This window comes from Verrucomicrobium sp. BvORR034 (genome assembly GCF_000739635.1).
Taxonomy (GTDB): Bacteria; Verrucomicrobiota; Verrucomicrobiia; order Verrucomicrobiales; family Verrucomicrobiaceae; genus Verrucomicrobium.
Genome location: NZ_BATQ01000137.1, coordinates 28,602 through 54,088, shown reverse-complemented (window position 1 = coordinate 54,088; position 25,487 = coordinate 28,602). Strand labels below are relative to the sequence as shown.

The window sequence follows — 25,487 nt, the reverse complement described above, 5'->3', positions numbered from 1 at the left end:
ATCGCTGCCGCCAGCATCGAAGTGGTACCGGTGAGATGCGTCACGGCCTGGTGCTCAAAGCTCAGGAACCCCACCACATTCACCATGCCTGCCACCATCGCCAGTGCCCATGCACCGATGCCTGCCCATCGCGGGAGCCGGGAGATCATGACTTTGGATTTGGAAAGATCGGAAGAGGAGGGGAGCGAGGAAAGCGCGGACGAGGGACGGTAGAGAGGCTTGGCGCGGATGCAAGGGCGGGCGGAGACAGGGGGCGGATTGTCCTCACACAAAGACACGAAGGCACAAAGGGGGAGGGTTCTGGGGGCAGTCAACCCTGGCATGTCCTGAGACAGTGTTGGAGTTTCGTCCCGCATGCGGGACGGCCCCAGTAAGGGGGCAAACGGCCTTAGTGGACGCGATTGCTTGGAATGTGGTATGCCAAGTCTCTCGCCCGGCGCCTTTCTCGAGATCGATGAAACTACAGTCGGCGGCTTGACGCCGCTTTCGCCTGGTGTGCGGACACCACATCCCGAGGGTGGGTGCCAGCGAGGAATGCGCGCCTAGAAAGGCTTTCTTGCCGAGCCGAAATAGAGCCACGCCATTTTTTAATGTGCATTTAATGCGTATTTAATGTGCATTTATTGACGATTTAAAAATGTGTGCTATCCTGTATCGGTCATGGCATTTGATCCTCAGTACACCATCACAGCGCGTACTGCCAAGGCACTGATGGCTGCGGAGGCTGATCGCGTCTCAATCGAGGCTCTTCCAATTCTGCCAAGCCTCATCGCTTCCCTTCGGGAATCTGCGCGCCTGCTCTCGACCCATTATTCGACCCAGATAGAGGGGAATCGTCTGACTCTTCCTGAGGTTCAGCAAGTCATTGGCTCTAGGGCTCGTTTTCCTGGCCGAGAGCGAGATGAACGGGAAGTGAGGAACTACTATCGGGCCCTGGACAAGGCAGAAGAATTGGGCACTTCCACACCCGACCTAAGGCAACGAGATGTGCAAGTGCTTCATGGACTGGCGCTCGAAGGGAAGGCAGTCCCAACCCCCTATCGGGATGGGCAGAATGTCATTCGAAATGGCCTTGATGGAAGCATCGTTTACATGCCCCCGGAGGCGAAAGAAGTGGCCCCTCTTATGAAAGATCTCGTGGACTGGGTCAATCGTGAGATGGTTGCTCGTGAGTTGCCAGCACCTGTGATCGCCGCGCTGACACACTATCAGTTTGCAACGATTCACCCGTATTACGATGGCAATGGCCGTACGTCTCGCTTGCTGGCGACTGTTGTGATGCACCGATGCGGCTATGGCTTGAAAGGCATCTATGCTCTGGAGGAATACTATGCCCGCAATCTGGAGGCCTACTACGGCGCTCTGGCTGTCGGCCCCAGCCACAACTACCATCTTGGGCGTGCTGAGGCGGACGTCAGTGGATTTGTGCAGTACTTTTGTGAAGGTGTTGCAGAGGCGTTCTCAAAAGTCAGGTCACAAGCTGCCGCTCAACAAGCGCGGGTGGGCAGAAGCGACCAGGCTGCGATGACGTCGCACTTTAGGGAGCTACGCCCCCTGCAACGACAGGCGTGGAGTTTGTTTGCCAAACATCGTGTGGTGACTTCAGGCGAACTCGCTGTTCACTTGGGGCTGTCCGTCCAACAATCTCGCTTGCAATGCACAAAGTGGGTGGAAGAAGGCTTTTTAGCAGTTGAAGATCCGTCGAAGAAGAGTCGTACATACAGACTGGCAAGCAGGTATGAAGACGCGATCAAAGGCGGACCATAATGGGTTCCATATGGCCTGACTGTCGTTGGATAGCTCAATATCAAGGAAACTACGATTGGCAGACAAACGCGAGGTCAAGCGACCAGATCGCAAAGACACTGGCGTGAATTTGTCAAAATAGCAATCTACGGCATGCGTTAATCCTCCCTTCGCATTCCACCACGCGAAGCGTCTTGGAGTGCTGGCGGCTTGACGCCGCTTTCGCCTGGTGGAGCTGCGGCAATGACGAGATCTCGAGGTCAGCGAGGAAGGTATCGCAAAGTGTCAGGGGCGATTGCTGGTCGATCAACACCTCACGCCAAACACCGCAACATTGCCTGCTAAGGTGTTCCAGCCCCTTAACCCTCCACCTTTGCAGGCGTCTCCTCCCGCAACTCCGGATGCCGGATCTGTCCACCGGCCCGGGCGATCCACCCTCCTCCCAACATGGCCGCCGCACCCAGGGCCAGCGTGATGACGGCGAGGGGCACTGCGCAACGAGGCCATCGGAGCGGAAGAAAAATCGCCGCCAAGCCGAAGGCGGCCGCAGCATAGTAAACTGGTGCCACCAGGCCAGCCCTGCGGCTGTGCTCATCCAGCCATTCGGTGCCGGCATCGTCCGTCAGAGCGATCACCGCATCAAACGCCTGATTGCCGGTGTAGCTGACCAGCAGGACCATCGCCGAGCAAAAGACCGTCAGGGCCAGGGCGATCAATTGGGCGGGGCGTGACCGGATCACCATGGCCGCAGCCAGTGCCAGCAGCGCAATTGCCAACCCATGGATGGGCAGGTGGTTGATCATTACATGAACGTGCTCAAAGGTGAGTTTCATGGCGGTGCTTGTGGAAGTGGTATTGTCCGGCCGGATTGTCTACACCTGCTCCGTCCGGCAGGGCAGTGGTCTACCCTTGGAATCGTGATTGTGGCATTTTACCACAGAGTCCACCCATTCGACCAGCGTCAGCGTCCTGGGGCCGGTTTGTGGAACGGTACTTCCTGCTCTGGCTGCACAATTTTGGTTGTCCTCCGCCCTGTTCCGGCTATTGTCCGAGTTCCACGCCCGAGAGGGCAGTTCTGGACCTTCCCGTCTGGAGAGATTGCCGGTTTAGCTCAGTTGGTAGAGCAGCTGATTTGTAATCAGCAGGTCGTCGGTTCGAGTCCGACAACCGGCTCTCTTTAGGAATTCTGACGTTCCCGGAGAGCACACAGGATACTCCGATTTGGCAGGGGAGACCTCGCCTGAGGAAGCCCCTCGCCATTCTTTTTGTTCACACTCTGTGTTCTTTGTGACTCTGTGGTTGTTACCTCGTTCTCGATCCGCCACAGTTCATCATCAAGTCCCCGTCATTTGAGCCCCCGCCACACCGGGCCCAGCATGCTCCAGCTTGCGCCGTCCCAGTAAAACAGGTGATACTTCATACCCGACTCCGCACCGGGTTCGAGGAACTCTACCTCGAAGAACGTCACGCCGGGCTTGAGGATTCCGGCCTTCGCCAGATCCCGGGCGGCACTGGGAAACTCTGCAAACGCCACGGAACCCTCGGCGTACTGGGCAATCTCCTCTGTGGTGGCTCCGTGAACTTCGACCATCGTTTGAGCGGGCTTGGCCGCCAGGAGTTTGGCCAGAGCCGCGTCGCCGGCCTTTGGGAGTTGATCATGGAACGCCTTGATCTTCGCCCAGATCTCTGGAGTGGCTCCTCCTCCAATGGCCGATTGAAGCCGGGTCTCATCCGGCAGCAGGTCTCGCACGATGAGTGCTGCCGTCGCCGCATCCTGAGTCATGAGAGCGGCATGGTACTTCTCGAAGAGTGCCTTGAGAGAATTTGCGTTCCCAGGGGAGGCAGCCACCCCTTTGGGCGTCGTACCAGCTTGCGCTGCGGCTCCCGCCCAGGATCGAAGGGCTTCGGACGCGGATCTGTAGCCCTCACTTGATGGAGCATCCGCGACAGTGGTCACCGGCAGAAACTCCAGACTGTGGATCACTTTCTGGCTAAACCCCTTGGTCAGCAGATCTGCCTGCGTCTTGATCTCGCTAAGCTGCTTGTCTGCCATGAAGAAGGCCATCACGCCGTTTTCAGAATTCGCCGGCATCATCCCTACTGCCTTCACCCAGTAGGACTCGCTGCTGCCCGGTTTGACCATTTCCGCCACCAGACAGACCGCATCATTGCCCCGGATGCGGGTCACATAGAGGTCCAGCTGTCGCGCCTGCTCATAGTTGCTGGTGATCTGGGGGAACGCCTTGGTGGCAAGCAGGTTCGCACAAACTACCAAGCGATCTTCCGACGTGCGCTGAAGCGGGATGGTCATGGTCACAAAGCGAAGAATCTCCACCGCTTTCTTGTCTTCTGTGGCGATGCTCAACCTCGCCAGCTCCGGCACCCCGGTTTTATTGCCGCCCGGCAGGAAGTAGAGGTTGTTGTCCTTGGGCACGACCACCTTGAATGGTGCCTGCAGCGCGGGCAGGTCGTGCTTGGCAGCGTAAGCCTCGTCCAGCACAAGGGGAGTGCCCATGAAGACGCCTTCCGCCTTGAAGCCTGGTCCCCGCACCACTCCCACGGTCTCTTCTTTGAACGCCAGCTTGCCTGGTCGGCCAACCTCCACCGCCGGATCTGACTGGCCGCAGACCTGTGAAAAAGGAAGGATCAGGCACGCCAACAGGGAGCAGGTGACGGTTCGCTTCATGCCATAAAGGGTAGGCTGGAAGCGCTTTTTTGCAACGCTCTGTGGTTGGGGGGGCACCGGGTTGGGTGGAGGTGATGGCTCGCGATTTTGTGCCTCCGGCCACTTTTTGAAGAAAGTTGAATAACGATACAGCGCTCCCGTCTGATTGGCTGAAGCGCGAGTGATCCATCGAGGAAATCGGCTCCCAAGTGGGGCCAACCGACCGGAGTCGCGCGGCACACAAATCATTCTTTCAGCCACTCAGTCAACCGACCTTGCCCCCACTGCCATGAAATCCAAATTCCTCTTCGCCTTTGCCGGGATCGCCCTTGCCCTTGGAGCCCTGGCACCCACGACCGCCAAAGCCGACCACTACGATGGTGGGGGCTACTACACGACCCGCTTTGTCGGCTATGACCACTGCGGCCGCCCGGTTTACCAGCAGGTCTGGGTGCCTGTCTGCCGGCCCCGCCCTGTCTGTCCGCCCCCTGTCTACAATCCCCGTCCCATCTGCCCTCCGTCCTGGGGTGGTGGCAGCATCCACATCGACTTTGGCCATCGCAGGCACCACCACCACTGCCGCTAAGGGCAGGGGGTGAGAAGGTGCCTCTTTGAAGGCAACTTAAAAAAGGCCGCCAGCAACAGATGCTGGCGGCCTTTTTGTTCATTGAAAAGCCCTCTCGTGTTCAATCACAAGTCCACGCCAGCGGCCACAATCATCCGGAAATGATAGTTTCCTGATCCTCACGCAAACGCACCGAGGCGCAAACCATCCCTCTTCCCAATCTTGTAAATCCAATCTAATCTTGTTAATCCTGTCTCCAGAATCGTCCTCCCACCCTGACTCCGATCACAGCTTCGCCCGCCGCAGACGAAGCGCGTTGCTGATGACGGACACGGAGCTCAGGCTCATTGCCAGGCCGGCTAGCATGGGACTCAGCAGCAGGCCGAAGAAGGGGTACAACAGTCCGGCCGCCACCGGGATGCCGAGGGCGTTGTAAAGGAAGGCGAACACGAGGTTCTGCCGGATGTTCCGCATGGTGGCACGGCTGAGGTGCACCGCTTTGGCGATTGCCCGCAAGTCGCCCTTCACCAGCGTGACATCGGCACTCTGCATGGCGACGTCGGTGCCAGTACCCATGGCAATCCCCACGTTCGCCGCTGCCAGGGCTGGGGCATCATTCACCCCGTCTCCTGCCATGGCCACGGACTTGCCAGCTTTGGTGAGTTCGTTGACGTGTGAGCTCTTGCCTTCCGGCTCCACTTCGGCGTGGAACTTGTCCAGCCCCAGTTTTGCAGCCACGGCGGCGGCGGTGCGTTGATTGTCACCCGTCATCATCACGAGTTCTAGACCCAACGCATGCAGTTCCTTGATCGCCTCCGGAGTGGTTGACTTGATGGGGTCCGCCACGGCCAGAAGTCCGGCAGCGCGCCCGTCAACGGCGGCATACACGACGGTCTGTCCTTCCTCCTGAAGTTGGCGTGCCATTTCTTCCAGACTCTGGAGGTCCTGGATGCCTTCGTCTTTGAGGAACGCCGGCTTGCCCACGCGCACTTCGTGGCCATCTACGGAGCCTGCCACACCACCGCCCGTGGTGGAGCGGAACCCTGATACTGCGGGAGCAATCGCCCCTTCAGCCCGGCTTTTCCATCCTTCGACCACTGCTGCAGCCAGGGGGTGCTCGCTGCCTTGCTCCAGGGCAGCGGCCAGACGCAACACTTCGTTTTCCTCCAGCCCAGCTCCCTGGGCTGGCACTACTTTGGTCAATCGCGGGCGGCCTTCTGTGAGCGTGCCCGTCTTGTCCACCACCAGGGTGGTGATCTTCTCCAGTCGCTCCAGCGCCTCGGCATTCTTCACCAACACGCCTTCTTGTGCGCCTCTGCCGATCCCCACCATGATGGACATGGGGGTGGCCAGGCCTAATGCACAAGGGCAGGCGATGATGAGCACCGCGACCGCATTGATGATGGCATGTGCCAGGCGCGGCTCGGGACCCAGGAAGTACCACAGCACAAAGGTGAGCACGGCCACTGCCACAACCGCGGGCACAAAGATGGACGCCACCTTGTCCGCCAGTCCCTGGATGGGGGCCCGGCTGCGTTGGGCGTCCGCCACCAAGTTGACGATGCGGGCCAGCAGGGTATCACTGCCCACACGCTCGGCTTCCATCTCAAAGCCGCCCGTGCCGTTCACCGTTCCGCCGGTGACCTTGTCACCCGCTTGTTTTTCCACGGGCAGGGATTCCCCTGTGATCATGGATTCATTCACACTGGAGTGCCCGTTGAGCACACGGCCATCCACTGGCACCTTCTCACCGGGGCGCACGCGCAGGCGGTCGCCGGTCTTCACCTCATCCAGCGGTATTTCCTCGTCCCCCTGCGCAGTGATGCGTCTCGCCGTCGGCGGGGAGAGATTCAACAGCGCCTTGATGGCAGATCCCGTGCGGCTGCGGGCCCGCAGTTCCAGGACCTGTCCCAGAATCACCAGCACAATGATCACCGCGGCGGCTTCAAAGTAAACCCCCACACTGCCGTCGTGGCCGGTGCGCAGGGATTCGGGAAACCACCCAGGGGCCAGCATGGCCACCACGCTGTACATGTAGGCCGCCGCCACCCCCAGGGAAATGAGCGTCCACATGTTGAAGTTCAGGGTGATCAACGAGCGCCAGCCGCGCCGGAAGAACGGCCAGCCTGCCCACAGCACCACCGGCGTACTCAGGGCAAATTGCAGCCAGCGTGACGGTTCACTGTCGGCCCAGGATCCGTGACCTTGACCCGGCAGCAAGTGGGTCATCGCCAGGATGAACACCGGCAGGGACAGCACAGCGCTGATCCACATGCGGCGCGTCATGTCACGCAGTTCCGCGTTGTCATCCTCGGGCTCATCGGCTCCGGCCACCAACTTGGGTTCCAGGGCCATGCCGCACTTCGGGCAGTCGCCGGGATGGTCCTGCTGCACTTCCGGGTGCATGGGGCAGGTGTAGATCGTGCGCGACTCTGGCTTCCACGCCGGGTTGCGCTCCAGGGCCATGCCGCATTTGGGACAGTCGCCGGGTTTGTCCGACTCCACTCCCGGGCACATGGGGCAGAAGTACTTGGCCGAGGCGGACGGCTTCACGTCCGCGCTGGCATGATGGTGGCCATGCCCGCCACAGCATGAGGCCACCGGGGCCGGTGTCAACGGAGCCGGGGCGGACTGCTTGCCGCCACCACAGCAGGACTTGGCCGGGGCCGAGCTGGATTCGTGGTGTTGATGGCCCCTGTGGGTACCGTGGTCATGATGGCTTGGGATATGGAGTGCCGTGCCAACGAACTTCGTGCGGCAGTGCTCGCTGCAGAAGTGCCAGGTCTGGCCATCCTTCTCCGCGCTCAAGCTCGTCGCCGGATCCACCATCATGCCGCATACGGGGTCTTTCACCTTGTCCATCATTCAGTTCCTTCCATTGAGGTTGCGGTTGTCTTGGTCCCGGGCAGCAGAGTCGCACGTGCAATCCAGGCATCCGTGCGTCGCACAGCTTTGGCAGCTCAGCTCCAGTCGCTCCCTGAGTTGCTGGCGGGCACGATGATGTCGCACAACCAGGTTGTTTCTCGAAATCCCCAGTCGTGCCGAGGCTTCCTCAGTGCTTTCACCGCCCAGGTCCAGCCGCTCAATGAGCTCCGCATACTCCGGTTTCATGGTCGGGAGCAGGGCCTTCATGCACTGGCAGGTCACCCGTTCTTCATCCAGATCCGGGGATGCCTGCTGCTCCAGTTCCACCTTCAACTTCTCCACTGCGCGAGTGTGCACGTCATCCCGCCGGTACAGGTCAATGATCGTCCTGCGCAATATCCGGTAGAACCACGCCTTCGCGCTCTCGTCATCCCGCAGTTCCCCGCTGGATCGCAGTGCCTTCAGCAGGCTCTCCTGCACGGCATCCGCCGCCAGTTCAGGACTGGACAGGCGCTTCCGTGCAAAAGCGAGAAATTCGCTCAAGTGTTCCAGCAAAGAGGTTTCCAAAGTCTTCATTCACCAGGGCTGACGCAAAGGCAGGGCGCTCATTACAGTGTACGCGTCCCAAATTGCGAAAATGTGTGCACTGCGGGCAAAGGAGCTCAACCACAGAGGCACAGAGAACACAAAAATTATGAATGATGAATTAGGAATGATGAATGAGTTTCTCCTGGTCTTAATCAGGCTCAGATCGGGAGTTTCATTTCTAATTCCTAATTCCTAATTTTTTGAGGCTAGCCCGCCTTCTTCCACAGCAATCCCAGGAACAGCGGGAACTCCTTCCGTGCTTTGTTCTCCGCCTTGGCCCTAGGGCCGGGCTCGCTTTGTTTGTGGGAGTACCATTCCTGAAACCCGGCGAGCACGAGGCCGGCGGCGAAGCCTTTGGCGAGCAAGTCAGAGAGGCTGAGATGGAAGGATGTAGTCGTCTCGCTCTCCCGCTGGCCGGGATGCATGACGATGGGGATGGTCAGCGGGCTGCCGTAGGCGTCCAGTCGGCGGTACTGGATATTGGCCTCATCGTCGAAGCCCCAGCTCGTCTGGCGGGGGATGCGGAAGGTGGGGTGGTTCATGGCCCAGAGCATGCGGCCGCCCGGTTTCAACACCTTGGCCGTGGCCTGACAGACTTCGCCCAGATGTGCCATGTTCTGGATGCAGAGGATGGCGGAGATGGCGTCGAAGGTGCCCAGATCGTTGAGCTTCGCTGCATCCCGGGCCACGTAGCGGATCGGAGCGGGCGAGGGGTAAGTTTTCGCCCGTTTGATGAGGGAGGGGGCTGCATCCACCCCGGTGACCTTGGCTCCCTCAGCCGTCAGGGCGCGGGAGAAGACCCCCTGACCGCAGCCAAGATCGAGGATGGACTCGCCCGCCTGGGGCTTGAGCAGGGCAAGGGCTCCGGGGATCACCACTTGCTGGTACAACTCCGAGCCGTTTTCCCCCAATATCCGGTCGTACCATTGGGCTGACTGCTCCCAGGAGGTGGCGTGCTTCCTCAAGCCTGCAGGACCGTGACCAGATCGGTATCCCGGCCGCGCCGGACTCTGGCGGCCTTCTGTGCCTCCTTTTTGAGGTCGCGGTCCACGATAGGGTGCGGGAGAGGAGGAGCGTTCCTCCTGCTCTCCTCGACGACGACGGTTTTGGTTCTTGTCGCCATCACGGTCACGTTTCTGCCAAGCCATCGGTCAGAATAGCCGGATTGGAGAAGATCGAAACCGCAAAAGCAAGAGGGCTCCCAAAATCGGGAGCCCTCTTGAGAACAGAAGTTACGGGACGATCCGCGGGAAACGACTACTTCTTCCCGGAGGTAATGCGCTCGAAGAAGTAGGGGATGGAGATCTTCAGGCACTGGATGCCGTAGCGCAGGGCTTTCGAGAAGGGGATGGAGCTGCTGTCCTCCTCATACACCGTGGGGCAGGTTACTTCACTGGTGGCAAAGTCATGCCGCAACGCGCCGATGAGCATCTGGTTGTCGAAGATGAAATCGTTGCGGAACTCGTGGAAGGGCACCGTCTCGAGGAGCTTCCGGGTGTAGCCGCGGCAGCCCGTGTGGAACTCGCTATGGCTCACGCCAAAGCACCAGCCCATCACCATGGTGAGCAGGCGGTTGGGCAGGTAGCGCCAGAAGGGCATCGTGCCACGAGCCCCTTTACCGGAAGTGCGTGCGCCCAGCACCAGGTCATGGTAGCCCGTGGCCAGCATCGCCGCCATGGGCAGCGTCACCTTTGGCGGATACTGGTAGTCAGGATGGAGCTGGATCACGATGTCTGCGCCAGCGTCCAGAGCCAGTTGCAGGCAGCGCTTCACGTTGCCGCCGTAGTTCAGGTTTTTCTCGTTGCGGAAGACGGAGATCCCGAGGGCCTGTGCAGTGGCAAAGGTGTCGTCCTTGGAGGCGTCATCGACGAGGATCACGATGTCCACATACTCGCGTGGGATGTCTGCGACGGTCTTGCCCACGGTTTTGGCCGCGTAGTACGCGGGCATGGTGACGGCGATCTTTTTACCAAGAAGCATGTGTGAGTGTGGTGCGTTGAATGACGGGAGAACGCCACCCGGAAGCAGGCATCAAGCCAGTTCCAGGCTTTGTTGCCGGATGGAATCCCATGCCTTTTTGGCGAGGCTGTTGGGAATGTCCACATCGGAAGTCATCAAAGTCTGTCCCGCCGCAACGGAGTGCCGCAACCGGCTGCCGGAAAGGAGGCCGATTGGCGGCGCATCTGGAAGCTCTGAGATGCGGACCGTTTCACCGCGCAGCTCCACACTGCCGATCGCGGTTTCTATGAGCGTGCCAGCCGGAAGGTCCTTTTTGGCCACGGCTACCACATTGATCTTGGGCTGCGCGCTGTTGTTCAGCAACACCCCGCCACCAGCGATGATGCGGCGCAGCGTGCGCGGCAACTCCAGGTGACACAAGTGATACGGGCGCAGAAGCGTGTAATACGGCCCGTCGCCCAGCTTCAGGTAGCGCAGTACGTGAGGGCGTTCGGTGGGGTGTTCGCACGTCACGAAAACCCCGGCGGGCAGTTTTCGATTGAGTACGTAGTCGCTGAGCGAGGTGCCCAGTCGGGTGGCTTCGGCACCCAGCAAGGCGCCTGCTTCATCCAGCGTCAGGTCCTGCGGACCCAGCATGCCGCGCTGCGCGATGTCGGCACCCAGCCCATTGGCCACCAGTGCCTGCTCGATCTGCAGCTTTGTTCCGTCCGTGAAGCTCGTCACCTGCGTCCGGCTGATGCCGTTGCGGCTGGCCCAGTAGGCCATTTCTTCCTCTTTGGGATGATGGTTGAGGAAGCCCTTGATGTTGCCGTATACCAGCGGGTTGAAGCCCATCTGCACCGCCTCTTCATGCAGGGCGGCCAGGGATCCGGGTTGGTCACCTTCTGCCTCAGTCAGAAGACCACTGTTGCAGAAGTAGGAGCCCACGGTCACGTGGAACTCCGCGCCCATGGTCACCACCGGCAGCCCCGCCTCATGGGCAGCCTGCACGGCATTGCTGGCGTGAATGATGTCCCCGCTGCACTCCACGATCACGTCGGAGTTGGCCAGCAAGTCCTCCAAGGACCGTGTCAGCAGGTTCGAATCGATGTCCCGCACAGAATTGACCGGACGCCGGGTCAGGACGCGGGATACTGCCATGTCCGACGTGGTGCGCAGCATCAAACACAAGCCGACAGCGATGAAGCCCGTCCCCACAATCCCAATTCGAGTGGGAACTGTGCGAGTGATTCTGGGCGTCATAGGGCTTGGCATCCGGGGTAGTTTTGCGGGGAGTCGCGGATACTGCCGACAACTGCCGCGAAAGCAAACGAATCCAGCAAGAAGCGTGATAATCTTGCAGGGAAAAACAATTACTTATCGAGAATTTTGCCCTCGATACCGAAAGACATCGCGGGAGGTGAAAGGCATGAGTCCAGAAAAGTGCCCCACATGCTCAAATTGTGCGGGATCTTCCAAAACGGCGATTACTTCCGCCAAAGTAGGATTGGATTTCTGAAAGCCCACATCCCCTAGATTGAAGTAGAGCTGGCGTCCGCTGCGGTCCGCTTCTTCAAGCAGGACGCGGAACTCCGCCAGATTGTCCGCCCGGTACATTGCCGGATCATAGGCCTCTGTGAACATGGAGAGTGCCCCACCCATCACCTCCTTGTCAAAGTCCGGATGGCGGGGACTCATGATCTTGCGGTAGCTGGCCACCGACTCACGGGAGGGCTCGATGGGATGGTGTCGCATCCGGTCCCGGGGCACCGCAGTGATCAGGACAAAAAGGGTGGTCACGGCAAGGAGCAGGCCGTGCCGATGCTTGACCCGCCAGCGCGCCATTCCTGAGGCCGCGGCGGAGACCAGCATGAAGAGGCCTGGCAGGAAAGGCAGTAAGTACCATGGATAGGGCTTGTTCTGTCCGGCTGCCATATGAGCAAGCATCAATACTGGCGGCGCCAGGACGAAGATCAGCAGCAATCGGCGTGTCCGGTCTGTCACCAGGGCCCAGAGACCCATCAGCAAAGTCAGGAGCAGCGTGCCCATGCCCGCAGCGAAGAGGACTGGGTGATCGCCGAAAGCGGCCGAGAGGTGATGGTGCAGTGGATTGGTTTCCCGGCTCCATGAGTTCCACGGCTGGCCAAAGACCCAGCCGGAGAAGGAGTCCTGCCACCAGCGCAGGTCCATCGTACCGTGGATCTCCCCCTTTTTCATGAACTCCAGCAACTGGGGCCAGCAGGGGGTGAGGTAGCCCAGCACCAGGAAGCAGGTGACCAGCCCGCCAACGATCCAGCGGTAAGCGAGCAGAAATCGTGCGGACCAGGTGAGATTTGGGGACCAGAGAGCCACGGCCACCAGCAGGTTGAGCCCCGCCAGCAGGTACACGCTTTGGAAATTGCTCCAGAGGATAAAAAACTCCAGGATCCCCATCAGGACCCACCATCGCCAGAGCCCGGTCTGCAGGGCGCGACCCACCACTCCCACCAGCGCTGTGGCCCCCAGCATCACAAATCCGTAGCCGCGACCATCCACTGCGAACCGGATGAACCAAGGATGGGCTGCCATCAGCAGTACGGTCCACCATCCGCTAAGGCCCCAAACCCGCAGGGACCAGATCATGAGCGCCAGGGTGGCCAGTCCGCCCACAAACACCGGCGCGCGCAGAAGCGCTTCATTGAACCATGGCGCATCGGGGCCCGTGCCAGGGCGAAAAAAGGTCTCATGGGAGAGCCGCGCAAAGGCGCTGTACCCCAGGTGGTTCGTGGGCTTGCGCATGTTCCACAGGGTGGTCGCCCACGAGCGGGGCTCGATGGTGAGCGTTCCGTCTGGCTGGCGCTCCACCTTGTCTAGAATGAACCGGCTGGCGTTGAAGTCCTCGTCTCCCCACATGGAGAGAGTCAGCCGGGGGCTGTTCATCCACGCCCCCAGGCCCACCACTCCCACCAGTCCCAGCGTCTGCCACTTGGTCCAGCGGGGGCGGGGAGGGGAATCCACAAAGGTCATTCCATCCGGTCGCCGCCGCCCGAGCCAGGGGCTGGCAAGGAGCAGCAGGGCGGACAGGCCCAGGTTGAGCTTCAAGCCCTTGTAGAGCCACACCGGCACGTAGGCTTCTGGTGCCACCACCTTGCCTTCAGATTTCAGACGTTCGATCCGTCGCTCCTGCTTTACCGGTCGGTCGATGGTCAGGTAGGCCGTCAAAAAATCCGGCAAACAATAGCGCGCTCACCACGATGAGCACACGGGACTCACGCAGCGGCAAAAAGGAGGGCTCTCGAAACATCCGGCCGCGACCATGGCTTTGAGGCTCCGTCGAGGCAAGCAGCAACTCCATCTCCTTCCCCGGAGTGGGGTGGTGTCAATCCAACAACCAGGAACCAAGAACTTGCTCACTTTAAAACACCTGCTATCCTCCGCGCCTCATGTCGTCCGCGGCCTCCATCTGGCTCATTCGAATTATCTAGGGCTTCTGCCGCGCCTGAAAGGCGTCTTTTTGTGCAGACAGCCCGCATCCTCTCTTCTGACTGAGCGCCCGGACCCGGCGTCGAACTGGCGAAAGATTGACTTCGCCGTCCCCGGTCCGCCTTGCGCAAGCCTCTCTTCTTTGCTTTTCTCATAACCCTGCTTTTCCGCCACCTCCTCTCTGCTTCCTATGACCGCCGTATCGAAAGTTACCCTCTATGACACCACGCTCCGTGATGGGACGCAGGGTGAAGGCGTCAACTTCAGCTCCCTCGACAAACTGCGCATCGCTCACGAGCTGGACAGCTTTGGCATGCACTACATTGAGGGCGGGTGGCCTGGCTCCAACCCCAAGGATGTGGAGTTCTTCGAGCTGGCCAAGAAACAGACCTTCAAGCACGCCAAGATCGCCGCGTTTGGCAGCACGCGCCGTGCCGACCTGGCGGTGGATAAGGATCCCCAGGTGCGCACCCTCCTGGAGGCCGAGACCCCAGTCGTTACCTTCTATGGCAAGAGCTGGCTCCTTCATGTGACCGAGGTGCTCCGCACCACGCCTGAAGTGAACCGCGCCATGATTCGTGACACCGTGCGTCACTGCAAGGAGGCCGGTCGCGAAGTCTTCTACGACGCGGAGCACTTCTTTGATGGGTTCAAAGACGAGCCCGAGTATGCTCTTTCCACGCTGGAAGCAGCCTTGGAAGGTGGGGCCGATGTACTGGTACTGTGCGAGACCAACGGCGGGACGCTGCCGCATGAGATTGCGGAGATCGTCTCCAAGGTGCAGGCGCGCTTCCCAGAAGCCCGGCTCGGCATCCATAGTCATGACGACGGCGGGCTCGGTGTTGCCAATGCCCTCGCCGCCATCCGCGCGGGGGCCGTGCAGGTACAGGGTACCATGAACGGCTACGGGGAGCGCACCGGCAACTGCAACCTCACCACCGTCATCCCGAATTTGCAGCTCAAAATGGGGCTGCCGGTGGTGGCTGACCTGACTCGTCTGACGGGGCTTTCGAAGTTCGTGGATGACGTCGCCAATCTCCCGCACTTCAACCGTGCGCCGTTCGTTGGTAGCACGGCTTTCTCTCACAAGGGCGGTACGCATGTGAATGCCGTGCAAAAACTGGCCCGCAGCTATGAACACATCGAGCCAGCCACCGTAGGTAACCGCCAGGTGGTGCTGGTGAGCGACATGTCCGGCCAGGATAACATCCTGCACAAGGCCACTGAGCTGGGATTCCCACTCCAGCGCGGCTCGGCTGAGGTGAAGCGCATCCTTGATCATGTGAAGACCCAGGAGAACGATGGCTACGAATACGAGGCGGCCGATGCCTCCTTCGAACTCGTCCTGCGCAAGGACCTGGGTCAGTTCACCCCCAGCTTCAAGCTGCTGGAGTACCACGTGAGCCACCGCACCCATGGGGAGCGCGGCTTTGATACCTGCGAAGCCACCGTCAAAGTGGAGGTGAATGGCGAGCGGGTTTACACCGTGGAGGAGGGCGACGGCCCCGTGAACGCCCTTGACCGTGCGCTTCGTGTGGCGCTCTCCAGAGCCCATCCGGAAATCGCGAACGTCCAGCTCTGCGACTACAAAGTGCGTATCATCGACAGCCGCACCGGCACCGCCGCCAAGACTCGCGTGCTCATCGAGAGCACGGATGGCGTCAACCATTGGGGCACAGTCGGGGTGAACTCCAACATTATCGACGCTAGCTGGGAAGCCCTTGTGGACAGCCTCGAGTACTTCCTCTCAAAGAAGGCAAACTACGCGGAGTAGAGTCGTCTGGCTGGGGCAGTTGGGCGGCAGCGTGTGCTGTCGCTTTCCGCTGCCTTACGCCCAAGGAACCTTGGGAGACGGAGCATCTGCACAACTCTCTCAGAGTTGACGGATTTCTCCGTTTCCACCCAACGTGACTCGCTTGAGGCTCATCCAAACATTGGGCTGTGCTACACATCCCGTTTTGGGATGAGAGCTTCGGACGGAGGCTGGCAGGCCAGACGGGATTCCCTGGTAGTGTAGATGCTCAATCGATGCTCTTCCTCGAAGAGGATGGGGCTACAAGCCCTACGTTGACGAGTTTCCAGCGAGTCTACGTTGGGTAGGCGATCAGTATGACTGCGCTGAAGGAGTTGAGGCGGTCTGGCTGTCGTGCGGGCGCTTCGCGTGCGAGATGGTTTCACACTATTTTCCAGCAGGCTTCGTCGTCCCAACGAGCATTGATCTTGAATCGTGCTTTTGCAGCCGGTCAACCCATCGCCTGTGCCTTGTCCTTCTCGCCGGTGTGAATGTAGGCTCTGACGAGCTCCCATGAGAAACTCGCCACGGCCAGCACGTGAGATCCATCTTCGTAACCAGTTCGCTCAGGATCCTGGCCGCCTTCGTGCTTCGGAAGGTACTTCTGCCAGAACCCTTCCAGTCTTTTGATTTTTTCAGGCTATGCGTCCGTCGCGACGGCCCACTTGCTATGAGCCTGCATGTTGTCGGGAGGCGTGACTGACTCTGCTGCGTAGGCTTGGCCGCAGATCAATAGCATGCCTGTCACAAGGATCAGTGTTGGGGATTTCATGGGCAGACCCTTCGAGTTTCGGTTCCCGCCGTCATTGGCACTACTAGCTACACTTTCAGAACACCTGGTTTTGTGCAAGCGGCAGGTGGAGACAGTTGGCAACTGTATCAGAGATACATTCACCGCCAAATGGGCTGTTTCATCTGCAAGCCGTCGGCGAAGGGCTTGCGGGGGGCTCTGAACCGGGTAGCATAAAGTGCTAAACTTCGATCTCTCTTTCCGCTATGGATGTGTTGACTTGCATAGGGGGGGCGATCATGTTCCATCTGGTGCATCCTATGAATCCCGCCGTTTTTTGGATCTATGGCCTGTCTGGCGCTGGAAAAACCAGCATTGCGCAGAAGGTAGGCGAGCGTCTCAGAGCTCATGGTCAGGCGTGTCTGGTTTTGGATGGTGATGATTTGAGGGCGGGCGTTTGCTCGGATCTGGGTTTCTCAAGCAAGGGCAGGATGGAGAACATCCGGCGTGCGGCCCAGATTGCCAGGCTTGCGTGCCAACAGGGACTGCCGGTGATTGCCGCATTCATGACGCCTGAAAAGGCCATGCGTGATGCTGCCCGGAGCATCCTTCAGCCGCTCACGTTCTCGGAGATTTTTCTGAATTGCGACTACCAGACCTGCCGGCAACGCGACGTGAAAGGGCTGTATGCCCGGGTGGCGGAGAACCAGCTCACCAACTTTTGCGGGAGTGATCTCGGGTTCGACGTTCCTACCGCGCCCGATCTGACGGTCGACACCCGCATACTGACGTTGCAGCATTCCGTGCAGAGGGTCATGGAGTTCGTTGAGATGAAAATGAGCCTCCCTACAGGAAGTGCAGATGGGCAGAAGCGAAGCTGGAGCTCAACAAGCCTGCAGGCGTAGAATTTTGCGTCAGGATGGGGATGGCTGTGTTCCGTCACGCATCTTTTATTTCCTAGTTCCTGTCGTCAGTAACGGCAGGTCCTCTGGCGTGTCGTGTGTTGTGGGGAATCTATTGCACAAGAAATTGTTCGACACCCTGCTCGGTGAATTAGTGTGCAAGCTGGAATGGCGCGCCTGGATCAATGTTTTTGGGGGTTGATGGTCTGCCAAACACTGTTCTATGACATAAGGCATATGGCCGTTTGATTAGTTTCGCTTGCACATTGTTTGATCTGATGATGGGGCTTGGTTCGAGCAACTATCGGCTCTTTGCAGTTGCAAACTTGCCTGTGTTAAAAGATCGTTGCGAAAAATGGGCGGATCCCAGTCCGCTTATTCTCCCTGCGTCCCCCCGCAAGATCATGTCCATTCCCCAAATTGACCTTCCTGGTTGCACCTCAAGGCTGGTTGCGCCGACCGCCCCTTTTGACCCTGGTTCTATGGAACCATGGGCTGTTTTAGAGGAGTTGCGCATGGCATACAAGCATCTGGAGGCGCGCCACTTACAGCTCAAGTCGGAGCTCAATCTCCGGGGCAATGCCCTCTACTGGCATGCGGCGAGGGAGGTGGAGCTTGAGGCAACTGTCAAAGGGTTGCAGAAGATCATCGCCAAGCGGGAGCAGCAGATAGCTCACCTCAAGCAGGTGGAACGGTCCGCCAAACGTTGGCAGGAGGGGAGCTGGTTCAAGAGGGCATTCCGCCGATGGAGCGCTCCTCAATGGTCGGGTGCGAAGGGTCAGCAACTGTCGTCGTCTCCACCCTCTCATTGAGTAATGGCAATGCGAATGTCTAGCAGCAGCACGCTGGCTGCAATGCTTGTCAAGGAAACGGGCGCCCAGTCTGTGCTGATGGTGGATGCCGCGGCGTCGTGCCAGAGGGAATCCAACCTTGGTGCAGGAGGGGGTAAGTTTTTTCATGCCTGTGAAACAGATGTGTTGGCTGCAAGTGACAGTGCCTCTCCCCACCGTGGACATGGCTGTCTGGCTGACTGGTGCCCAACATCTGGCGTTGCCGGACTGTCTCCGCATGATTCAGCGGCTGGTTAGCTCCGCCCGCGTCATTGCCTTCGCGGCTGAGCCACCCCCATTCCGGCAGGACTCGGATGGAGTGGCTCTGTGGCCCGACCAATGGGCGCGCCTTTTTGAGGTCCACCAGTTTGTGCTCGTGGATGCCGTTCGCGACACTCTGTGCCGAGACCGGGCTTGTGCTGAAGAAATCGCCCAAAACATGGTTTTGTTCGTCGGCCGGGAGCTGTTGGATAAGAGGCCGGACTGGCGCGCCATAAGCGTGCCCTCGGCCAAGAGGATCGTCCACCCGGATCGGATCTGCCGCCATGCTGCCTCCTCCGGTGATCCAGAGGCGGGAAGCCCGGTGGCCACATACATTGATGAGCGGTGGAGGGCCGTGGGACGGCATCCGGAGTGCGGAGAGGTGACCATCGTGATGACGTTTCACCGGGAAGGGTTCCTGGCTCAAAGGTCTCTCAACGGGCTGGAGATGGTGGTTCAGGTGATGGCGGATGCAGGATTGAAATGTGACATTGTTTGCACGCTGGACAATGCTGATGCTGCCACGACAGACGTGGTGTCCCGTCATGAACTGGTGCGCCGTTTCGGCAGGGTGTTGGTGTTCAAGAACAGCGACCTGAGTAGTTCAAGGAATCACGCGGTGGACGCCGCCCGTGGGGACTATGTAGCGATCATGGACGGGGACGACTTTTATTCGCCCCGTTGGCTCCTTGGGGCCTACCATCGCTGCAGGCAGTTCACCCAGCCGGTCATTGTCCATCCAGAGTTCGTCGTCAACTTTGGGATCTATTCAGGGGTCGCCCAGGTGGTGGACACCAGCGAGACGGGGCTGGAGGGGACCACGCCGATCACGGAGAATCGCTGGGTGGCGGCTTCGTTTGCCCCACGGGTGGTCTATGAATCCATTCCCTACAGTCGCCCTGATCTGGCCATTTCAGGATTCGGCTATGAGGACTGGCATTGGAACTGCGAGACATTGGCCGCTGGCATTCATCACGTTTCTGCGCATGAGACAGCGCTGTTTTACCGGCGTCGGGCCAACTCGATGGTGATGGAGCATTCCACGAGTCACGCGATCATCCGCCCGACAGCGTTCCTCAGGAGCCCGCGACTGGCAAAAATGTGCCAGAAGGTCGGAGATTGAAGTGACTGCAGATTGTTAGTTTCCTTATCCTTTCGATGCAGCCGGAAAACATCACCAGCCCTTGGATTGTGGCAGACATGACCGCGCTGGCGGCCATTGAGCCAGAGTTGTTTCCTAATCCGCATGACCGGGGCCGCTTTTTCCGGCATTCCTTCGCATCGTCCAACGCCACAAGCCTGCTTTTTGAACTGCTCGGGACCATGCACCGTGCGGAACCAGAGGTGGTTTTGCTGGCTCCATGGATCAGACCGGGAGGTGCTGAGCTGACCTTGCTGAATCATGCGAAGGCGGCGATGGCGATGGGAGTGTCTTGCTTGATCATCACCACAGAACCTCATTCACCTGCGTGGCCGGCCCGCATGCCGGCGGGCGTGGGCATGGTTGATTTCGGCAGCCTGGCCGGTCATCTGAGCGGCGACGAGCAACGCGTGGTGCTGGCCCAGTTCCTGATCCATTGCGGGACAAGAGTGGTGCAGATCGTGAACTCCATGCTGGGATGGGAGGTGGTGCGCCTTCATGGCAAAGCCCTGAAGCAGGTGGGGATCAAGCTCGTCGCGAACCTCTTTTGTGATGAGGCTGACGCTCTGGGCAGGCGCATGGGGTATGCTACGAATTCCTTTCCCCAATGCTCCATCCATCTGGATGCGGTGTTGACGGACTCCAGGCAGTTTGCCGACATGGTGCATTTCCGTGATGGCTACGACAGGGCCCGGCTTATCCCGATGAACTGTCCCGTGAACATCTCATCCCGCTCGCCAAGAACGGGAGAGGGCGCCGGATCCAACCGCAAGATCCTCTGGGCCTCCCGCATCGCCAGGCAGAAGAATCCGGACATCCTGTTGGAGATTGTCCAGCGATGTCCGGAGCTTTCATTTCATATTCATGGAGAGGCGGACGAGACGGTGACGCCTGCCGTGATGAAAGCTCTGGAATCAGCGCCCAACGTGATGCTGCACGGGGCCTTTGCGTCATTTGATGATGTCTGCAACGAAGAGGAATATGCTGCCTTCCTCTACACTTCCGCGTGGGACGGCATGCCGAATGTGATTCTTGAGGCTGCCGCAAATGGTTTGCCCATCGTTGCTCCCGATGTTGGGGGCATTGCGGAGTTGATTGGAGATGATGCCGGATATCTGGTCGCTGACTGTCAGAATCCCGAGGAGTATGTGGAAAAGCTGGACCTGGTTTTTGCCTGCCCAGCTACGGCCGTCCGTCGGGCGGCCAGGGCGGCTTCGCTGGTGGAGAGTCGTCATAGTTTTGACGCTTTTGTCAAAAGCCATGGGCAAATTCCAGGCTATCTCAGATCGTGATGGCCCCTGGGAATTGAGAAAAGCGAGAGGTTGAAGACTGCGTGTCAGAAAGCACGAGATTGCCATCGTGCGTTCCTGGCCCCAGCTTCTGTGCCTGCAGGGGGCGCGTCAAATGGGGGGGGCGGTGCTGAAAAGGGCTAGTTTTTCCCCGCAGTCTCTGGCATCAGTCGTGACAACAGCTGCTCGTACCGTTGCCGATGGGGATGCCCTTCGGGGAAAATCTGGCGGGCGGTGTCCACGGCATGTTGCGCCAGGGTCACTGCCTCTTGGGGACGACGAAGCTGCACGCACAGCCGGGCGTAGTTATAGGATGTCATGGCCGTATCGGGATGGAGAGGGCCCAATACACGGAGTTGAGCCTCCAGCGTGCTCCGATACAGGGGCTCGGCCAGGGTGAATTCCCCTTTGTCCAGCAGCAGATTGGCCAGGTTCTTCGCGCTCACCAGGGTGTCCTGGTGCTCAGGGCCGAGGATGCGCACACGTCCTTCAAAGGAGGCCCGGTAGAGTGTTTCTGCACCATTCACGTCATGGCGGTCCGCCAGGACGTTGGCCATGTTGTTCTTGCTGCTCAGAGTGTCGGGATGGTCTGGGCCCAGGATCTTTTCTCTCAGTTGCAGTGTGTGCCGATAGAGAGGCTCCGCCGCACCCAGATCCCCCTTGCGATAGTGCAAGGTGGCCAGGTTGTTCATGCTGGAGAGTGTCTCTGGATGCTCCGGCCCATACAGGCTTTGGGACAGGGAGAGGAGTCGTTCCGAGAGTGGTTGGGCAGAGGCAAAACGTCCCAGCAGCCGGTGCAAAGCTGAAAGCCAGCGCAGCGCGGCCAGTAGATTGGGCGAGGAAATGCCCTCATTGCGCTCGATGGCGCGAAGCAACGCATGCAGATGCGGCTCCAGCACCTGGTAGCGTTCCGTGCCACCCACGACGCTCCGGGTCTTCCAGCACTGGCGGAGATAGGTGAGCACCCAGTCTCTCCAACGTTGATAAACGGAGCGCGGATCAAAGATCGAATGCTGCTGAATGGGGTCACGCCATTCCCACTGGAGCCGGGCTGCTTCCGCCAGACCCACGCTGGTGAGAGTCCAGGCCTTTTCTCTCGTTCCTGGTTCTGCGCCTGAAACGTCGTGTTCCGTGAGGAAGCCGCGCCGCATCAGGTGCTGCAGCGGCACCTCCACTTCGCTCGGGCGCACACCCAGAGCTGTGGCGATGGATAGAGTCGGCGCCGGGGTGGGTGCGTGCAGGGAGAGCGCATACCACGCGGGCAGGGCTGCGGCATCCAGCCCGCTGAAGGACTGGGCACACTGGGCCAGGATCCAGGGCACGTTCTTCTGCTCGGATGCGATGGTTTCGAGGAAATCAATGCCGTCCCGGCGCAGGCGTGCCAGGTACGAGGAGGGAACGATCTGCTCTGAGGCCAGGTGCTGGGCGGTGAGCTCCAGAATCAAAGGGTGGGATCCCATGCGGCCGGCAATTTCCTGCCAGACCGGATCGTTGAACTGCGGCAGCGAATGCGTGGGTGAGGGGGGCTCGTCGCCCCTTGGGCGACAGCGTTGGCAGACGCGCCGACACCTGCCAGTTCTGGTTGGGCCACAGCGGCGGCGACGGCGAGGTGTGGTTCCTTGCCCAAGCGAGAGCGATAGAGGCAGAATGCGCCATCCTCCAGAGACAGCGGATGCACGGTGACCGTCGGGACGCCGGGTAAGGCAAAAGGCTCAAGGGCCTCCACGACGAGGTGGGCGGGGCCAGCCAGTTGCAACAGGCGACCCAGATTCTCCGCGACCTCCGCACCTTCAAGGATCAGGCAGACGTCACGTTTGGAGAGAAGCTGTTTCACTGCCGCTTCATGCTTCGTGTCAGGGACGTCTCCCAGACCGGCTTGGGTGAGGATACCGGCCAGGGCGGAGTAGTGGCCTTGCGCCTCGTGGAAATTGTAGCGGAAGATCCCTCCGGGGTAGGCGCCGGGCGCATCTGGACCAGGGGCGATCTGCGCCAGGGAGGCCGCGATTAAGGAGCTCTTGCCGATGCCCCGGCTGCCTGTGACGCAGACTCGAAAAGAGCTTTTCAGCGCCTGCTGGATGGACTCCTTCTCCAAGGTTCGTCCCACGAAGTTCGGCGCTGGCTGCGGCGCGTGCCAGGGGGGCACGTTGCGGGGTGTCGGAGGCTTGACGAAAAGTTCGGTGCCAGCGGTCAGCACCGGGAGCGGCGGGGCCTGCGGGCTGGCTTGTGCCGGAGGCGGGGAGGGGTGCTGCGCGAGCTGCTGCCGCGTCTCATCTATCCAGCTCTTTAGCCGACGTATGCTGGTGCGCAGGGCTTCCATGTCCTGCACGCGGATTTCGGCCCCATTGTGGCGCACCAGTCTTTCCTGGTGAGAGTGTTGAAGCGCCGCTGCCTCCTCCTGCTCAGGAAGGTGGGAGAGAAAAGGGAACTCCGCATCGCAGACCACGGCGAAGACGTTTTTGCCCAGAGACCTCGCCATCGCATACTCCAGCTGCGCGTAGCTGCGACGAGGTTCTGCGGTCGGGCGATTGGCGGGCTCCGGTCCGAAGCAGCTTCCCGCCAGGTGGAGCATGGCATCGCACTTGCTGATGTGATGCTCCATGAGGCTCCATGCCGAGGCCCACTGGGCGGGGTAGTTGTCTACATGGACTGGCGTGGCGTCCATCTGAAGAATCTCCGCCCGCACCAAGTTGACCGCTATGCCCAGGTCAGGACTTGCCGCGCTGATGTAGATCTCCGGTCGCCTTATCACAATCAGAAGTTGGTAGATTCACTCTATGCGGAGATCTCTCTCTTTAACAAGCATGGGGATGGAAAAGAAATAATAATAGCAATAACGGACTCGTTTTGGGGGAAATAGCGGTTTTGGTGATTTTATTTCGTATGCGACCAAATGGTTGCGTGCATGGTCCGGTGAAAAGCTTGCGCACCCCTGGCAATTCGGCTTCGTTGGCACAATGCGCGGCGTTTCAAAACCCCAACTGGCAGCGTTGTTCGCCACGCTCACCGCCTGGTGGGAGCGGTTCCGTCGCGTGCCCATGGTGCAGCATTGGGGGCGGGAACTTGCCGCAGTGGGAGCCATCTTGGTAGTGCTGGCTGCCCCATTCCTCCTGAAGCCGGCGGAGGGCAGTGCTCCACGCGAGTACAATCGCCGGCTGGTGATCTACACCCCGCATCACGAGAAGATCCGCTACGAGTTTGGCAGGGCATTTGCCAAAAAGTGGAAAGATGAGCGCGGGGAGACACTCTACGTGGACTGGCGCGTGGCTGGGACATCGGAGATCGCGCTCATGATGCGGTCCGACTACGCTGCCGCCTTCGAGCGCTACTGGACGGAGTCCTTGAACCACCCCTGGTTGCCGGAGGTGGCCACGTCCTTTGGAAATTCCAAAGTGGCGCTGCCCAAACCGGGAGAAAAGGCGGGACTGACGGTCCAGCAGTCGGCGAGGAAGGAGTTTCTGGACTCCGCCGTCGGGATCGGCGTTGATCTTTTCTTTGGGGGAGGGGCGGTGGACTATGAGTCCCAGGCCAGGGCGGGGTTCCTGGTCGCAGCGGATGCCAGCGGTCAATTCGGTTTGAAGCCGGTGATGAAAAAGCACCCTGAGTGGTTCCAGCCCCAGTCCATTCCTCAGAGCTTGGGAGGGGAGAGCTACTATGACAAGGAGGCCCGCTGGGTGGGAACGTGCCTCTCCAGTCTCGGCATTTGTTTCAATCGGGATGTCTTGGCCCGGCTGGGGATCGAGAAGGAGCCTGTCCAGTGGCAGGATCTGGGAGACCCGCGCTATTTTGGACAGGTGGCGTTGGCGGACCCCAACAAGAGCGGCACCGTTACCAAGGCCTTTGAGCAACTCATCCAGCAGCAGATGCAGCAGGCCATCGATGAGCGGCGGGATGACCCGAATGCCGAGGGCGACCCGGAGAAACTCGGGATCGAGATCGGCTGGGAGCGGGGAGTGCACCTCATCCAAAGGATCAGTGCGAACTCCCGCTACTTCACGGACAACGCCACGAAGATCCCCCTTGAGGTGTCCCAAGGCGATGCTGCTGCTGGCATGTGTATCGATTTCTACGGTTGGACGTTTGAGGACATGGTACGTCGGCCAGATGGCACGTCACGGATGGGGTATATCACCCCGCTGGGAGGCACCTCCATGGGGGTGGACCCCATCGGCATGCTGCGGGGGGCACCAGAGCCGGAGGTTGCTGCGGCTTTCATGGAGTTCGTGCTCAGCGATGCCGGGCAGAAGCTCTGGAACTTCAGTCCCGGCACGGCCGGTGGACCCGTCCGCACCCCGCTCCGTCGCCTGCCCGTGCGGCTGGACTTCTACAATGCTGCCAACCGCGCCTCCATGACGGATCCCCATGCTGACCCGATGGAGACGTCCCGGGCCTTCACCTACCATCCCGAGTGGACGAATCACCTCTTTGGTGTGGTGCGCTATTTGGTGAAGGTCATGTGTGTGGATACCCACGAGGACCAGCGCCGCGCCTGGGAAATGCTGATCAGCCGCAACTTCCCGCCCCGGGCCACGGCAGTCTTTGAAGACACCCGGTTGCTCAACTACCAGAACGCCCAAGAGCTTGCCGCCCTCTTGCAAAAGAAGGACAAGATTCAGGAAGCCCGCAAAGCCACGGAACTGAGCGTCGCCTTTCGCAATCAATACCGGCGCGCCTACCAACTGGCCAAAGACGGATTCTAAGAGCGCCTCAGTGAAC

19 protein-coding genes and 1 tRNA gene are annotated in these 25,487 nt (G+C 59.9%); 9 read left to right on the top strand and 11 right to left on the bottom strand.

The genetic code is table 11. The features are described from left to right. Positions 1–149: DUF1275 family protein (locus tag BV034_RS36875; RefSeq protein WP_343123298.1), on the bottom strand; the 149-nt coding region annotated here is incomplete at its 3' end. Positions 150–660: 511 nt separating this feature from the next. Between BV034_RS36875 and BV034_RS23590 the strand changes: the two genes are divergently transcribed. After that, a complete protein-coding gene (locus BV034_RS23590; RefSeq protein WP_050029427.1) occupies positions 661–1,767 on the top strand; it encodes a Fic family protein in 1,107 nt (368 codons plus the stop codon). A 338-nt stretch (positions 1,768–2,105) separates the two neighbouring features. On the opposite strand, the gene BV034_RS23585 is transcribed toward BV034_RS23590, so the two are convergent. Next, entirely contained in the window at positions 2,106–2,579 is a 474-nt protein-coding gene (locus BV034_RS23585) for a hypothetical protein (RefSeq protein WP_050029426.1), read from the bottom strand. 267 nt (positions 2,580–2,846) lie between these two features. Here BV034_RS23585 and BV034_RS23580 point away from each other — a divergent pair. Continuing rightward, a tRNA-Thr gene (locus tag BV034_RS23580) sits at positions 2,847–2,919 on the top strand. Between the two features lie 172 nt (positions 2,920–3,091). Here BV034_RS23580 and BV034_RS23575 read toward each other — a convergent pair. Next, complete coding sequence (locus BV034_RS23575) at positions 3,092–4,432, bottom strand: hypothetical protein (protein WP_050029425.1); 1,341 nt, start codon at positions 4,430–4,432, stop codon at positions 3,092–3,094. A 268-nt stretch (positions 4,433–4,700) separates the two neighbouring features. Here BV034_RS23575 and BV034_RS23570 point away from each other — a divergent pair, with 268 nt between their 5' ends. Beyond that, positions 4,701–4,997: a hypothetical protein gene (locus BV034_RS23570; protein ID WP_050029424.1), complete on the top strand. Its 297-nt coding sequence runs from the start codon at positions 4,701–4,703 to the stop codon at positions 4,995–4,997. A 264-nt stretch (positions 4,998–5,261) separates the two neighbouring features. Here BV034_RS23570 and BV034_RS23565 read toward each other — a convergent pair whose 3' ends face one another. The 6 genes from BV034_RS23565 to BV034_RS23540 form a co-directional block, all read right to left on the bottom strand. After that, positions 5,262–7,841, bottom strand: coding sequence for a heavy metal translocating P-type ATPase (locus tag BV034_RS23565; protein WP_050029423.1), 2,580 nt, complete (start codon positions 7,839–7,841; stop codon positions 5,262–5,264). After that, positions 7,842–8,417 carry an RNA polymerase sigma factor gene (locus BV034_RS23560; RefSeq protein WP_050029422.1) on the bottom strand — a complete coding sequence of 192 codons (576 nt, stop codon included), beginning with the start codon at positions 8,415–8,417 and terminating at the stop codon, positions 7,842–7,844. It abuts the gene before it with no gap. A 218-nt stretch (positions 8,418–8,635) separates the two neighbouring features. Beyond that, positions 8,636–9,577: a class I SAM-dependent methyltransferase gene (locus BV034_RS23555; protein ID WP_081888061.1), complete on the bottom strand. Its 942-nt coding sequence runs from the start codon at positions 9,575–9,577 to the stop codon at positions 8,636–8,638. A gap of 109 nt (positions 9,578–9,686) precedes the next feature. Further along, on the bottom strand, positions 9,687–10,409 hold the full coding sequence (locus BV034_RS23550; protein ID WP_063768880.1) for a glycosyltransferase family 2 protein: 723 nt from the start codon (positions 10,407–10,409) through the stop codon (positions 9,687–9,689). A 51-nt stretch (positions 10,410–10,460) separates the two neighbouring features. Next, entirely contained in the window at positions 10,461–11,528 is a 1,068-nt protein-coding gene (locus BV034_RS23545; RefSeq protein ID WP_265593380.1) for an SAF domain-containing protein, read from the bottom strand. Between the two features lie 216 nt (positions 11,529–11,744). Further along, complete coding sequence (locus tag BV034_RS23540) at positions 11,745–13,580, bottom strand: hypothetical protein (protein WP_265593379.1); 1,836 nt, start codon at positions 13,578–13,580, stop codon at positions 11,745–11,747. Positions 13,581–14,019: 439 nt separating this feature from the next. Here BV034_RS23540 and cimA point away from each other — a divergent pair, with 439 nt between their 5' ends. The 5 genes from cimA (at position 14,020) to BV034_RS23515 (ending at position 20,777) form a co-directional block, all read left to right on the top strand. Then, positions 14,020–15,603: a citramalate synthase gene (gene cimA / locus BV034_RS23535; protein ID WP_050029418.1), complete on the top strand. Its 1,584-nt coding sequence runs from the start codon at positions 14,020–14,022 to the stop codon at positions 15,601–15,603. Positions 15,604–16,671: 1,068 nt separating this feature from the next. After that, a complete protein-coding gene (gene cysC / locus BV034_RS23530; RefSeq protein WP_265593378.1) occupies positions 16,672–17,256 on the top strand; it encodes an adenylyl-sulfate kinase in 585 nt (194 codons plus the stop codon). 512 nt (positions 17,257–17,768) lie between these two features. After that, the gene (locus BV034_RS23525; protein WP_265593377.1) at positions 17,769–18,065 is read left to right on the top strand and encodes a hypothetical protein; all 297 of its coding nucleotides are present in this window, start codon (positions 17,769–17,771) and stop codon (positions 18,063–18,065) included. A gap of 145 nt (positions 18,066–18,210) precedes the next feature. After that, the gene (locus BV034_RS23520; protein ID WP_050029415.1) at positions 18,211–19,467 is read left to right on the top strand and encodes a glycosyltransferase; all 1,257 of its coding nucleotides are present in this window, start codon (positions 18,211–18,213) and stop codon (positions 19,465–19,467) included. Between the two features lie 35 nt (positions 19,468–19,502). Further along, positions 19,503–20,777 carry a glycosyltransferase gene (locus BV034_RS23515; protein ID WP_050029414.1) on the top strand — a complete coding sequence of 425 codons (1,275 nt, stop codon included), beginning with the start codon at positions 19,503–19,505 and terminating at the stop codon, positions 20,775–20,777. Positions 20,778–20,914: 137 nt separating this feature from the next. Here BV034_RS23515 and BV034_RS23510 read toward each other — a convergent pair whose 3' ends face one another. Both BV034_RS23510 and BV034_RS23505 read right to left on the bottom strand, forming a co-directional pair. Continuing rightward, entirely contained in the window at positions 20,915–22,234 is a 1,320-nt protein-coding gene (locus BV034_RS23510; RefSeq protein ID WP_050029413.1) for a tetratricopeptide repeat protein, read from the bottom strand. Beyond that, positions 22,216–23,523, bottom strand: a complete 1,308-nt coding sequence (locus tag BV034_RS23505; RefSeq protein ID WP_265593376.1) for a DUF4062 domain-containing protein — start codon at positions 23,521–23,523, stop codon at positions 22,216–22,218. Before BV034_RS23505 ends, BV034_RS23510 begins: the two co-directional genes overlap by 19 nt. Positions 23,524–23,728: 205 nt before the next feature. On the opposite strand from BV034_RS23505, the gene BV034_RS23500 reads away from it, so the two are divergent. Further along, positions 23,729–25,471 (top strand): extracellular solute-binding protein, encoded by a 1,743-nt coding sequence (locus tag BV034_RS23500; RefSeq protein ID WP_050029411.1) that lies wholly within the window; start codon positions 23,729–23,731, stop codon positions 25,469–25,471. Positions 25,472–25,487 lie beyond the last annotated feature (16 nt).